Origin of the sequence: Georgenia sp. TF02-10, assembly GCF_022759505.1 — a bacterium.
Classification (GTDB): domain Bacteria; phylum Actinomycetota; class Actinomycetes; order Actinomycetales; family Actinomycetaceae; genus TF02-10.
In genome coordinates, this window is the sequence record NZ_CP094289.1 from 3,893,899 (window position 1) to 3,907,005 (window position 13,107).

Sequence of the window (13,107 nt, forward strand, 5' to 3'; positions counted from 1 at the left end):
TTGTCACCAGTTCTTGCCGCTGCCCGACCCCCCGCCCGACCGCTGCTCCTGCTCCTGCCGGTCCCGCTCGGCCTCCCGGTTGCGCTCCTCCAGCTGGCGCTGGCGCGGGTCGCCCTGACCCGGGCCGGGGACAACGTCGCCGGACCCGTCCTGCCCCTCCGCCCCCGGGTCCTGCCCCCCACGCTGCTGCTGCTCGGCGGCGCGCTCCCGCTCGGCGCCCTCCGCCTTGCCCCGCTGGCGCTGCTCGGTGGCGTCCTGCTCCGTGCCGCCCGACGGCGACCCCGGATCGTCCGGGGGCTGCTGCTGCCCGCCGTCGGCAGGAGACCGCCCGTCGGAGGTGCACGCGCCGATGACCTCCATCGCCTCGGTGTAGTACGCCACCGCCATACCCGGGTCGGCGCCCGCGCGGGCGTCGTCGCCCATCGCCTCCAGCGCCAGGGACAGGTTGGTCCGCACCCGGCACTCGGCGGTGCCCGGGTCGGGCCGCCCGTCCCGGTCGGTGGTGCCCGCCGGCACCCGGTCCCAGGCCTGCCGGAGCTGCTCGACGGCGGCGAAGTGCTCCCCCGCGGCCAGGTAGGCCGTGCCGGCGTTGAACCACGCCTTCCACGGCTCGATGAGCACCGGGGTGAACCGCTGCTGGCCCTCGTACCGCTGGGCGGCGGTCAGCGGGTCGCCTCGGTCCAGGGCGGCGCGGGCGTGCAGGTTGCCCAGCGTGACCCCGATCAGCAGGGTCGCGGCCAGCAGCGCGAGGAGGACCGCCGGCGCCGAGAGGGCGAGCAGCCGGCGCCGGCGGCGCAGGTGCTCGGGCCGGCCGGCCGCCGGGGCCGGGTCCGGCACGGCTGGGGGCCCGGGCGGCGGGCCGAGGGGGCGCAGCAGGGTCATGCCGGCACCTCCGCGCGCGGCACCTGCTCGCGCAGCCGGCGCCAGGACCGGGCCTGGTGGTACGCCTCCCACGCCACCAGGGCGGCGAGGACGACGGCGGCCGGCCAGTACACGTCCCGGTAGGTGGTCGTCACCCGGCGGCCGTCGGCGGCGATCTGCTCCACGTCGATCCCGGCAACCAGGCCCTCCACGCCGGTCCGGCCGGTGCGGTGGGCGTAGTCGACGCCGAGGTCCGCGGCGAGGCGGCGCAGGGCGGTCTCGTCGAGGCGGGAGACGGCCGGCGGGTTGCCGGGCTGGGTCTGGTCGGTGATGTAGGGGGCGGAGGTGCCGGGGCCGGTGGCGTCGGTGCCGTCGTAGCTGCGCATCCGGCCGCCGTCGGCGGTGCCGTAGCCGAGCACGGCGCCGGCGTCGACGAGCGGCGCGAGGGCGGCGTAGCCGCCGACAGGCGGGCCGCTGTCGGCGCTCGCCTGCCGGGCACCGGCGGCGGCAGCGGCGTCGGCACCCGTGCCGCCGCCGTCGGCGAGATCGACGTTGGGGTCCGTACGACCGTTGGGGCGGAAAGCGGCACGGACGCCGTCGGTGTCCGTACCGACGACGTCCGCGTCCGCCCGGACGCTGTCGGCACCCGAACCGGCACCGGAACCCGCACCACCGCCCGCACCGGCGGTGTTCTCCCCGTCGGAGAGGAAGAAGACGATCCGCACGTGGGCCGGGTTGCGCTCGGCCGCGCCGGTCAGCGCCGTGGTCAGCGCGGTCAGCGGCCGCTCCACGCTGGAGCCGGCGGAGTAGCCGGTGATCTCCTGGCGCAGCGTCTCGGCCCAGCTGCGCACGGCCCGGGCGTCGGAGGTCAGCGGCAGCTGCCGGCTGGCCTGGGAGTCGAAGGCGATGACCGAGTACCGGGCGCCGGGCAGCGCCTCCAGGAGCCCGACCAGGTCCTCGCGCACCCCGGCCAGCCGGGGCCGGCCGCCGTCGTGGTCCTCCGCGGCCATCGACCCGGTGCGGTCCACCACGAAGAACACCTCGGCGTCGGTGGCCACCCGGACGGTCTCGGCCGGGACGGCGGGGGCCAGGCCGATGACGAGCGTGGCGAGCACCATCGCGGCCCGCCGCAGCCACGGCCCGCCGTCGTCCCCGCCGCGCCGGGCCTGCCACCAGGCCCACCCGCACAGCAGGAGCAGCGGGCCGAGCACGACGGCCAGCGCCCACAGCGGCCACACCAGGCGGAGGATCATCCGCGCACCCGCCAGAGCAGCACGAGCAGGGCGCCGAGGCCGGCGACCAGCCAGCCGAACCACCGGTCGGGGCGGTCGGTGAGGACGACCTCGGGGTTGGCGTCCAGGTCCACCGCCTGCTGGGCGTTGATCTCCTCGATCAGGCCGGCGACGGCGGCCGGGTCGTCGGCCTCGAGGAAGAGCCCGCCGCCGCCGGTGACCACCCGGGCGAGCTCGGCGCGGGCGGCCGCGGAGTCGGCGTCGGCCAGCGAGGCGTACAGGGCGTGCACGGTGATGTCCCGCTCGGCGGCCAGGGCGTGCGCCGCCGGCAGGGTGTAGATCGGGGCGCCCAGGACGAGGTTGTCGGTGGCCAGGATGATCGAGCGGGACCGGTCGGCGTCGGCCTCGTCGAAGCTCAGCGCGCAGGTGGCCAGCCCGTCCCCGACCAGGGAGGAGGCCTCGCTGTCCAGGGAGACGGTGCCGGTGAGGAACTCCTCCAGCCGGGCCACCGCCTCGGCGTCGTAGAACCAGGCGTCCAGGTCGAAGTTCAGCGTCTCGGCGGCCTCGTCGAGCTCGGCCCGGACCAGCGGGTAGTCGTCGGTGAGCGGGAAGACGGTGCGGGTGGTGTTGTTCCACACGTTCAGCGCGATCCGCTCGCCGGCGAAGGAGTCGACGAGCTCGCCGAAGGTGCGCACGATCTGGCTGTCGAGCTCGATCATCGACCCGGAGACGTCCAGGCACAGCACGATGTCCCGGGTGGCCAGGGCCTCGGCCCGCACGTCCCGGTCCACCGGGCGGGCGGCGAGCACCGCCGTCGCGACCGCGACGACGGCGAGTGCGCCGGCCGCCGCGCCCAGCCCGGTCCGCAGCCGCCGCAGCCGGCGGCGGAAGCCGGGCAGGGCGGCGAGGAAGGCGGAGTTGGCCACCCAGGCCCGTGGGGCGGGGCGGCCGCGGCGCAGCCAGCCGGCGACGGCGGCGCCGACGACGGCGAGCAGCACGGCGGGCACCAGCCAGGGGCTCACCACCGGGCGATCACCTCCCGGGCGCCGGCGACCGAGGCGGCGGCCTCGGCGTCGGAGCGGCGCGCGAACGCCGGCTCCTCCCACACCGCCAGCAGCGAGCCGAGCCGGCGGGTGGGGTCGTAGCCGGCCACGTCCGCCCGGGTCCAGGCGCGCACGTCCCGGCCGGTCCGGGCGGAGGCGAAGTCCCGCATGGTGCGGGCGAGCGCGAGGTGCAGGGCGCGCAGGTCCAGGGTCCCGGCGCGGTAGGCGGCGTGGTGCGCCTCGACCTCGGCGGTGTACCGGGCCCGCAGCACCCCGGCGGGCACCGTCGGCGCGGGGCCGGCCGGCGCCGGGCCGGCGGCGGCCGGGCGCGTGCGGCGGCGGACCCAGAGGGACCACAGGGCCACCGCGGCCAGCAGCGCGACGCCGAGCGCCGGCACCCACCAGGCGTAGGCCTCCGGCGGCAGGGCCTCACCGGCGGGCACGGCGCTGCCTCCGCAGCAGGTCCACCAGGGCGTCCACGACGTCGTCGGTGCCGGCGACGCTGACCTGCTCCACGCCGCGGCGGCGCAGCATCGCCCGCACCCGCGCGGTCCGGTCGGCGGCGGCCGCGCGGGCCTCGGCGTGCAGGTCGGGGTCGGCGCGCAGGTACGCGGGCAGGACCGGGCCGTCGACGTCGGCGGTGGGGCCGATGCCCGGGGCGGTGGGCAGGGCGTCGGCGACGGCGACCACCATCACCTCGTGCCGGGCGCGCAGCCGGCGCAGCGCGTCCTCGTGCGCGGGCTCGGGCCGGGCGTCGTCGGTGATGACGACGACGAGGCAGCGGCGGGTGGACCAGGTCAGCACCCGGTCGAGCACGCGGCCCAGGTCCGAGGGCGGGGCGGGCAGGGCCAGGGCGCGCTCGAGGGTGCGGAGCAGGGTCTCCAGGTGGGCGGTGCCGTGCCGGGCGGGCAGCTGGACCAGGCGCCCGGCGTCGCCGGCGACCAGCCCGACGAGGTCCCCGCGGGCCCGGGCCAGGTAGGCCACGACGTCGGCGACGGCGAGCGCGACCTCGGGCTTGGGCTCCCCGCCCGCGGCGGTGGCGGCCATGGTCCGGCCGGTGTCCACGGCCAGCACGACGGCGAGGTTCGACTCGCGCACGAACCGGCGGATGATCGGGGTGCCGGCGCGGGCGGAGGACTTCCAGTCGATGTCGGTGACGTCGTCGCCGGGGCGGTACTCGACCTGGTCGTCGAAGTCCTGGCCGCGGCCGGTGAAGACGGAGCGGTGGCGGCCCTCGAGCAGGCCGGCGGCGCGGCGGACGGTGGGCAGGTCCAGCCGGGCGCGGACCCGGGCCAGGCGGGACGCGGCGGACGCGGCGGGGGCGGGGGGCGCCGTCGGGCCGGGCGCCGCGGCCGGGCCGGGCCCCATGGCCGGGCCGGGTCCCACGGACCGGCCGGACGCCGTCGGCGTTCCCGGCCCGGGCGCCGTCGCCGTCGACGCACCGGGCGCCGGCGCGGGGCCGGGCTCCCCCGACGTCCCCGGGCCGGGCGCCGGGGACCTCGCCGACCGGGCGGTCGGCGGGCGGCGCAGTGGCAGGCGGGGCATCAGGGGGCCGGGACGGCGGCGAAGACGGCGTCGATCAGGGACTCGGGGGCGACGTTGTTCGCCAGGGCGTCGTAGCTGCGGACCAGCCGGTGGCGCAGGACGGCGTGCCGGAGCTGCTTGACGTCGTCGGGCACGACGTAGGCGCGGCCCTCCTGCAGGGCCACCGCCTGCGCCACCCGCATCAGCGCGATCCCGCCGCGGGGCGAGGCGCCCACCCGCACGTGGTCGCCCCAGCCGGGCAGCGGGCGCGGCCCGCCACCGCGGCTGGTGCTGACCAGGGCGACGATGTACCGCTTGATCGAGGTGTCCACGTAGACCCGGCCGACCAGGTTCTGCAGCAGGCGCACGTCGGCGAGGGAGATCGACCGGGCGGTGGCCGGGGCGGTGAGGGCGCCGGTGGAGGTGCGCTCGAGGATCTCCACCTCCTCGTGCGGGGTGGGGTAGGAGACCACCTCCTTGAGGAGGAAGCGGTCCATCTGGGCCTCGGGCAGGACGTAGGTGCCCTCCTCCTCGATGGGGTTCTGGGTGGCGAGCACCATGAACGGGCGCGGAACGGGATAGATCTCCCCGCCGATGGAGGTCTGCTGCTCCTGCATCGCCTCGAGCATCGCCGACTGGGTCTTGGCGGAGGAGCGGTTGATCTCGTCCAGCAGCACGAAGTTGGCGTGCACCGGCCCGAGCTGGGTGGTGAACTCCCCGGTGGCGTAGTTGTAGATCTGGGTGCCGACGATGTCGTTGGGCATCAGGTCCGGGGTGCACTGGATGCGGTGGAAGCTCGCCGAGACCGCGCCGGCCAGGGTCTGCGCGGCGGTGGTCTTGGCCAGGCCGGGCACCGACTCCAGCAGCACGTGCCCGCCGGCCAGCAGCGTGGTGAGCAGCGCGGTGCGCAGCCCGTCCTGGCCGACGACGCGCTGGGCGAAGACCTGCCGGACCCGGCGCAGCAGCGCCCCGGCGCGGTCGAGCTCGGCCGGCGTGATCGTGCCGCTGCCCAGGCCGTCCTCGTCGGGGATGGCGCTGCCCTCGGGTGGGGTGACGCCAGCGTCGTCCTCGGCCGGGCCGACGTCGACGTCGGCCGGGGTTGGCGCGGTCCGGACCCGCCCGTCCCCGGCACCGGGCCGCACCGTCGCGCCCGACGGCGCCCCGGGCCCGCCCGTGGGTGTGCTCATCGTGCCCCCAGCCTCGCAGGGTAGGTCCGCAGCCTATGTCAGCGACGGCGGCTCGAGCGCACCGGTCCTCCGCGGAGACGTCCCGGTTCCTTGCGCAGATGTCACTGTCAGTGGCCGTACCGTCGGGATTGTGGACGGGCAAGGTCAGCACAGTACAGGGGAGGTTGCACCGCACCGTCGGCGAGCCCTGCCGTGGTCCCGGCATCTGCGCGTCGACGGGAAGGAGCAGGGCACGGCCAGGGTGGGGCGCCTGGTCGTCGCAGCCGTGACGCTGGCCGTTGTGGCTGCTGCGGCGGGCCTTCTGCTGCACCGACCCGAGCCAGTTCCAGCCGAGGACCAGGGGGACATCACCGGGGTCAGCTACGTCGTGCTGCCGCACGCCGACGACGAGGCGCAGGTGTGGTCGTTGCTGGAGCACACACCACAGCGCTACAAGGTTTTCATCCTCGCGACCCGTAGCGAGCAGTCCGGCTACTGCGAGCCCGCGACCTACACCGGCAGCGGCTGGCAGCCAGACCTGGAGCCGGCAGCCACCCCGGCGCCGCAGGGACGCTGGAGCAGCGAGTGCGAGCAGGCGCGGCTGGCCAGCTTCGTCGGCTTCCTGACCCAGATGTCCCGGAGCGATCCCAGCATCCCCGGCAGGTTCGAGGCGCCCCGCACCGTCGGCCCCTTCCCGGCGGAGGGGACCGACCTGTGCCGGCGCGACACCCTGGAAGACGCCGGCTCCGCGGCCTGCACGCCGCAGGACCTCCGCGACGCGGGCGCCCGGGTGCTGCTGGACACGGAGGGCCGCGGCGCCGTCGTGCAGTTCAATCTTGGCGACGGCGACCTGACCGCCGAGGAGGTGGCCTGGGCGGTGCGCACGGTTCAGGGGCACCGAGCTGAGCTGGGGCTGAACACCACCGCGGTCGACCATGACGTGCTGGCCATCTTCTGGAACGAGGGCCTGCCGGACTGCAAGAGCTACCCGCACCCCGACCACCGGGCGGTGCACGAGGCGGTGCTGCACGTCGACTTCGGCGCGCGCTACCAGGCCGGTGCGACCTGCGCCAGCGACCCTCGCGCGCGCTGGTCGCGCACGCTGAGCCCGGCGAGCGTCCATGCCGCCTGGCAGCTGGGACCCGACCAGGAGCGCCTGGGGGCGCACGTCAGGAACTACGGCTGGCTCTACAACCCCTACTACCTGCTCGACGAGGAGGGGCAGGCGGAACTGTTCCACAGTCACCAGTCCTTCTGGCTCAGTCACCAGCACTGAGACCTGCTGCCTACGGACAGCGGGGTCTCCTCGTGGCCGAACTGTGCGCCTCGTGACGACGCTCGCTGCGCGTGCCCTTGGCTGCCCCGCTGACCGTCCGTTCCTTCTGTTGCGGCCTGCGTAGGCGGGCTCAGGGGCGCAGGTATATGCGGCGCTGATGCAGCAGGCAGGCCAGCGCCATCCAGGCCAGCACCGCCAGCACCGTCCAGGTGACCTGTGGGTGCCCGGCGATGGCGATGTCGTGGCCGAGCTGCTCGGCGAGCCCGGGCTCACCAGGCGCGGGAGGACGCATCAGCAGGGCCATGACCACGTGGGAGCCGAAGTAGACCAGCAGGCTGTTGCGACCCAGCGCGATCAGCGGCCAACTCACCGCCCGCAGCGGGCGCGGCAGTGCGGGGCGGTCGAGGAGGAGATGGGCCACCAGCAGCGCGAGGACCACCCCGGCGGCGACCTCCAGCGCGAAGGGCGCGGTCCACAACCGCTTCATCACCGGCAGCGGCGACCCACCCAGCCAGGCCGGCAGCTGCACCAGCAGCAGCGCGGCCCCCACCAGGCCGACGCCGAGCGCCCCGAGGCTCACCGTGGCCACCGCCCCGCCGCGCCAGGGACGCTCGGGCGTCTGGCGGGAGCGGAGGCTGAGCAGGAGATGGCCAACGGTGGCTCCGGCGGCGGCGGAGACGAGTGCTCCGCTGATGGCGACGACACCCTCCGGGTCATGGCCGAGAAGGCCGCCGGCGTACATGTGCGCCGGGGTCAGCAGCGCGGTGTCGAGGGCACCAGAGGGGTTGCACTCCAGCGTCAGGGCACCGCCGGGACAGCCGCGCGCCCAGGTGGCGAGCAGCAGCGTGTGGGCGCCGGCGCTGGCGGCGGTGAGCAGCGCCCATCCTCGCCAGGAGCGGGTCAGCAGATGTCCCAGCGTCATGACCGCGACGACGACGGCGTACAGCTGCAGCACCCCGCTGAAGCGCCAGGTGGCCGGGTCCCACGCGTTGACGGTCACAGCGTTGTAGAGCAGACCGACCAGCAGCAGGACGAGCACCCGCCGGACCAACGGGCGGACGTTGATGCGCCGGTGCATGGCGAAGGCGAGCCCGCAGCCGGTAAGGGTGACGAACACCGGGAAGATCAGATCGAGCGGGTGCACCCCGTCCCAGGGCGCGTGCTCGAACCACTCCGGTGCCGCCCACAGACTGTTGACCGAGACGCTGGCGATCAGCATGACGCCCCGCACGGCATCCAGGCTCTGCAGCCGCTTCGAGCCCGCGCGAGGCGCTGCCCGGGTCGCAGGTCGTTCCGCCGACAGCGACACGGCACTGCTGTCCGCCGACGAGCGGACCTGCCTGTCCGCCCCCTCGCTCAGGGACGTCGGCTGCTGGTCCACGACACCCATGTGCTTCGGCTCCCCTCCCCTGCGCTCTCCTGTGCCCGAGTATGGAGGCTAACCGGACAAGCGCACCGGGTGCCGACGACGACACGAGGTCAGGCCGAAGTCTGCGGTCGCCCGCCCTGGCAGGCCCGCCGCGTGAGAACACCCACCCAGTTGGAGCGGCGCCCCACCTGCTGACCGTTGACCAGGTGCAGTCGGTCAGTGCGCGAACTTCGTCCAGAAGTACTGATGCGTGTGGAAGATGTCCTTCTGCGTCGTGCGGGACAACGGGTAGTGCCAAACCGAGTTGCTGTTCTCAGCCGAACGGTTGACGTTCATCAGCCAGCCATAGTTGTTATTATGCGCGCCCGTGCTTACGGTACCGCTTACATCGTACTTCCAGGCCGCGTTGGCACTGGCGTCGGTTACCGTCTTGCTGCGCGTGACATCGGTGTCCATAGCACAGGTAGCGGCTGACTGATACTTCATGTTGAAGTCCGTCTTGTACAGCGCTAAGTGTACTGAGCGGTGGTCGCTGTGCGGATAGACCTTGCAACCGTCGGCGTAGGTGGTGCTGTTTGCGAAGGTGCCCAGCAGGTTGTAGTTGGGCAGACTGGTGTTCAGGCCCAGGGCAGCGCGGTTGTCGCGCACCGTCTTGACCGCCCAGACGGCCTCGGCCTCGGTCAGGTCGCCATCACCGAGGTTGAACATGACGATCGCGCCGCGGCCTTGGGTGTCGACGAGGACACGGGCAGTTGTATCCACCTTGTCCCTCGGGGAGGTGCCGGTGCTGTTGCACACGCCGTCCGGCGGCAGACTGTCTTCTCGGCAGATGGGTGTGCCGTTGGCAGGGAAAGGACCCTTGGTCACCTGGGGGCCGAAGGAGCCTGGAATGGTCGGGTCCGTGGCGCTCATCTGAGCGAAGAACGCCTTGAGGCTGTTCATGCGGGCGCTCTCGCAGGAGGCTGACCAGCGGCCCGTTGGTACGGGGTTCGCCGCCTTCTCTTTGCCTGACTGGTAGCCGCTCGGATACGTGGCCGGGTCGCAGTAGCCAGTCTCCTCGCTGCGGGTGGCGTAGATGAAGACCTTGTAGTTGGCGGGGGAGTTCTCGATCAGCGACCAGGCCTGGAACTCGTCGTCGGCGTGGGGGACGAGGATGTAGCTCATCCCTGTGGGGGAGGCAGCTGGAGCGGGCTGGGCGTGGACCACGGACCAACCCGCGAGAGCTACTACCAGGGCCGCGACTGCTGCAGCCAGGCGCAACTTCGTAGACGAGATCACCTGAGTCTCCGATCCATGACTTCGAGAGGTCCGGGTCTTGCAGATCTGATCACGGCCCACGTTGATGTTGTGGCCGCGGATCTACTCCTACGCACACGGTAGCCCACAACGCTGTCGGCGTTACAACAGTTGAGAGGAGCGGCAGTCCGGCGCTCTACGAAGCGACCGATGGTTCCCACTCGATGAGAATGGCCGACGGCGGTCCCGGCACGTACACGCCGTGCTGTCGGCTTCCAGCATGGACGCCAGGGCCGCGTGCTCGAGCGCCCCGGGTGCCGGCTGCCGGTGCGACATCCCCGACGCCTACCCTGGACGGGTGCGCACCCCAGCCCTGGCCCGCCCCACCTGGTGGTACCTGGCCGGGGCGCTGCCGCTGGCGCTGGTGGCGCTCGTCGGCGGGCTGCTCCTCACCGGGGCCGCCGCGCCGCACCCCCTCTTCGACCCGGGCCCGCTGGTGCGGCTGGGCCTGCCCGTCGTCCGCGTCCTGACCGACGCCGGCGCCGCCCTGACCCTGGGGGCGGCGGCGCTCTGCGCGTTCGTCCTGGCCCGCCCCGAGCGGCGCGGCGCCGGCCGGGCGGCGGCCGGGGCCGCGCCGTCAGCGCCGGCGGCCGATCGTGCAGCACCTGGGGCCGACCGTGCAGCATCTGGGGCCGACCGTGCAGCATCTGGGGCCGACCGTGCAGCATCTGGGGCCGACCGTGCAGCATCTGGGGCCGATCGTGCAGCGCCCGGGACCGCCCCGGCAGCGAAGGGCTCCGGCGCCGCCTGGACCCGCGCCGCCCGCACCGGCGCGGTGGCCGCCGTCGGCTGGGCGCTGGCCCAGCTCGCCCACCTGCTCCTCACCCACGCCTCCGTCGCCGGCACCGGCCTGGGCGGGCCCGACTACGGCCGGCAGCTGGCGCAGTTCCTCACCGAGATCCCTCTCGGCCAGACCCTGCTGTGGGCGACGCTGCTGACCGCCCTGGTGCCGCTGGCCGCCGTCGCCGTCGCGGGCTACGGCACCGCCCTGACGACCCTCGTCCTCGGCCTGGCCGCCCTGGTGCCGGTGGCCCTGACCGGGCACGCGGCCGGCGCGGCGAGCCACGAGCTGGCTGTGTCCTCCTGGTGGATGCACGCCGCCGGCGTCGCGCTCTGGGTCGGCGGGCTGGCCGTGCTCTGCCTGGCCGCGCCGGCCGCCGAGACCGCCCTGGCCCCGGTGGTGGCGCGGTACTCCGCCCTGGCGCTGTGGTGCTTCGTCCTCGTCGCCTTCTCCGGCGTCGCGAACGCCGCCGTCCGGCTGACCTCCCCCGCCGAGCTCCTCACCCACCCCTACGGCCGCCTGCTGCTGGTCAAGATCGTCCTGATGGCGCTGCTCGGGCTGGCCGGGTGGATGCACCGCCGGGCCGTGATCCCCGCCCTGGCCGGGGCCGACGGCGCCGCGGCCCGCCGGCGCTTCTGGCGGCTCGCCGGCGGGGAGGTGCTCCTGATGGGCGCCGTGGTCGGCGTCGCGGTGGCGCTGGGCTCCTCCGCCCCGCCGGTGCCTCAGGACCCGGTGGCCGACCCGACGCCGGTCTTCCTGCTCTCCAATGCCCCCGAGCCGCCCTTCCCCACGGTGGCCACATACCTCACCCAGTGGCGGCTCGACCCGCTGACCGCGGCCGCGGGGGTGGCGGGCGTCGTCGTCTACCTCCGCTGGATGGTCCGGCTGCGCCGGCGGGGGGACGCGTGGTCCGCGCCGCGGACGGTCGCCTGGGTGGCCGGGCTGCTGCTCTTCGCCTGGGTGACCAACGGCGGCCCGCGGGTGTACGGCTCGGTGCTGTTCAGCGCGCACATGATCGAGCACATGCTGCTCGTCATGGTGGTGCCGATCTTCCTCGTCCTCGGCGCGCCGATCACCCTGGCGCTGCGGGCGCTGCCCCGCCGGCGGGACGGCTCGCGCGGGCCGCGGGAGTGGCTGCTGGCCCTGGTGCAGTCCCGGTGGGCGGGGTTCTTCTCCCACCCGGTGGTCGCCGCGGTGAACTTCGCCGGCTCACTCGTCGTCTTCTACTACACGCCGCTGTTCGAGCTGGCCCTGACCACGCACGTGGGCCACGTGCTGATGATCGTCCACTTCACCCTCGCCGGGTACCTCTTCGCCAACGCGCTGATCGGGATCGACCCCGGCCCCACCCGGCCGAGCTACCCGCTGCGCCTGGTGCTGCTGCTCGGGACGATGGCGTTCCACGCGTTCTTCGGCATCTCCATCCTGTCGCTGAGCACGCTGCTGGCGGCCGACTACTTCGGGTGGTTGGGCCTGTCCTGGGGGGTGGACGCGCTAGCCGACCAGGAGAAGGGCGGGGCGATCACCTGGGGCATCGGGGAGATCCCCACCCTGGCCCTGGCGATCGCGGTCGCACTGTCCTGGGCCCGGGACGACGAGCGGGCCGCCCGGCGCCTGGACCGCAAGGCCGACCGCGACGACGACGCCGAGCTGCGGGCCTACAACGAGATGCTTGCCGCCCGCGCGGGGCAGGGGGCGGGACCCGGTTCGGGCGAGGAGCGCCGGCCGGGGTGACGGGGGCCCGAGGCCGCCGTCGTCGTGGGCATCCGCCGAGCGGTCACGGGTGGCCGTGGCCGCCGTCGTCGTCGGAGACCCGCCGAGCGGTGACGGGAGCGCCCCCTCACTCCTCCACGACGACGTCGCTGCCCTCCAGGGCCACGCGCAGGCCGTCCGCGGCCGGCTCCACCCCCACGACCCGCAGCCCGAGCGGCAGCTCCGGGACGGGGATCTCGACCTGCAGGACGTCCCGGCCGACGAGCGCGGCGAGCCGCTCGGCCTCCACCGTCCGGCCGCCGAGGGTCACCGAGCGGGCCTGCACCTGGAGCACCTCGCCGGCGAGGACCGGCTCGGCGCGCAGCGACAGCTCCGCCCCGAGCACCTCGGTCGTCAGGCGCACCCCGTCGGTGCCGGCGGCGACGTCGACGTCGAGGTCGGGCACCCGCGCGCGCACCAGGCGCTGGAGCTCGGCCGAGGTGACCGTGCCGGAGCCCGAGACGTGGGCGAGGGTGACCGGGCTGACGAGGGCGACGCCGCGGGCGTGGGCGGTGACGTCGGTCAGGACCAGCTCCTCGGCCGGCAGCTCTGCGGCCGTGGCGCGCACGCTGCCGAGCTCCCGGGCGGCGAGCTGGGTGAGGAAGGGGAAGCCCTCGATGGTGACGTCCGGCCGGGCGCCCACCTCCTGCTCGATCCGGTCCGCGGCCTGATCCTCGGCGCGGCCGGCGACCACCCGGTCCACCACGACGGCGGCCGCCAGCAGCAGGACCAGGGCCACCAGCACACCGAGGAGTCGCCGCACCGCCCCACCGTAGGGGCCAGCGGTGCTCTGACGTGGCGGGTTGT

11 protein-coding genes are annotated in these 13,107 nt (G+C 74.7%); 2 read left to right on the forward strand and 9 right to left on the reverse strand.

Translation table 11 applies throughout. From position 1 onward, the window contains the following. Positions 1–3: 3 nt before the first annotated feature. From MF406_RS17735 to MF406_RS17760, 6 genes are all read right to left on the reverse strand, one after another. Positions 4–882: a hypothetical protein gene (locus MF406_RS17735; protein WP_242895918.1), complete on the reverse strand. Its 879-nt coding sequence runs from the start codon at positions 880–882 to the stop codon at positions 4–6. Further along, the gene (locus MF406_RS17740) at positions 879–2,114 is read right to left on the reverse strand and encodes a VWA domain-containing protein (protein WP_242895919.1); all 1,236 of its coding nucleotides are present in this window, start codon (positions 2,112–2,114) and stop codon (positions 879–881) included. Before MF406_RS17740 ends, MF406_RS17735 begins: the two co-directional genes overlap by 4 nt. After that, on the reverse strand, positions 2,111–3,115 hold the full coding sequence (locus MF406_RS17745) for a hypothetical protein (RefSeq protein ID WP_242895920.1): 1,005 nt from the start codon (positions 3,113–3,115) through the stop codon (positions 2,111–2,113). Before MF406_RS17745 ends, MF406_RS17740 begins: the two co-directional genes overlap by 4 nt. Beyond that, a complete protein-coding gene (locus tag MF406_RS17750) occupies positions 3,112–3,579 on the reverse strand; it encodes a hypothetical protein (protein ID WP_242895921.1) in 468 nt (155 codons plus the stop codon). The genes MF406_RS17745 and MF406_RS17750 overlap by 4 nt, the downstream gene beginning before the upstream one ends. Further along, positions 3,566–4,504 carry a DUF58 domain-containing protein gene (locus MF406_RS17755; RefSeq protein WP_242895922.1) on the reverse strand — a complete coding sequence of 313 codons (939 nt, stop codon included), beginning with the start codon at positions 4,502–4,504 and terminating at the stop codon, positions 3,566–3,568. The genes MF406_RS17750 and MF406_RS17755 overlap by 14 nt, the downstream gene beginning before the upstream one ends. Before the next feature lie 176 nt (positions 4,505–4,680). After that, positions 4,681–5,847 carry a MoxR family ATPase gene (locus tag MF406_RS17760; protein WP_242895923.1) on the reverse strand — a complete coding sequence of 389 codons (1,167 nt, stop codon included), beginning with the start codon at positions 5,845–5,847 and terminating at the stop codon, positions 4,681–4,683. Between the two features lie 280 nt (positions 5,848–6,127). Between MF406_RS17760 and MF406_RS17765 the strand changes: the two genes are divergently transcribed. Further along, on the forward strand, positions 6,128–7,102 hold the full coding sequence (locus MF406_RS17765) for a hypothetical protein (protein ID WP_242895924.1): 975 nt from the start codon (positions 6,128–6,130) through the stop codon (positions 7,100–7,102). Positions 7,103–7,232: 130 nt separating this feature from the next. Here MF406_RS17765 and MF406_RS17770 read toward each other — a convergent pair whose 3' ends face one another. Both MF406_RS17770 and MF406_RS17775 read right to left on the reverse strand, forming a co-directional pair. After that, positions 7,233–8,492 (reverse strand): heparan-alpha-glucosaminide N-acetyltransferase domain-containing protein, encoded by a 1,260-nt coding sequence (locus tag MF406_RS17770; protein ID WP_256463912.1) that lies wholly within the window; start codon positions 8,490–8,492, stop codon positions 7,233–7,235. A gap of 195 nt (positions 8,493–8,687) precedes the next feature. Continuing rightward, positions 8,688–9,635: a hypothetical protein gene (locus MF406_RS17775; protein ID WP_242895926.1), complete on the reverse strand. Its 948-nt coding sequence runs from the start codon at positions 9,633–9,635 to the stop codon at positions 8,688–8,690. A 430-nt stretch (positions 9,636–10,065) separates the two neighbouring features. On the opposite strand from MF406_RS17775, the gene MF406_RS17780 reads away from it, so the two are divergent. Next, positions 10,066–12,282, forward strand: coding sequence for a cytochrome c oxidase assembly protein (locus MF406_RS17780; RefSeq protein WP_242895927.1), 2,217 nt, complete (start codon positions 10,066–10,068; stop codon positions 12,280–12,282). 106 nt (positions 12,283–12,388) lie between these two features. Here the strand turns inward: MF406_RS17780 and MF406_RS17785 are convergent, their stop codons facing one another. Beyond that, a complete protein-coding gene (locus tag MF406_RS17785; protein WP_242895928.1) occupies positions 12,389–13,063 on the reverse strand; it encodes a DUF2993 domain-containing protein in 675 nt (224 codons plus the stop codon). Between the last annotated feature and the right edge of the window lie 44 nt (positions 13,064–13,107).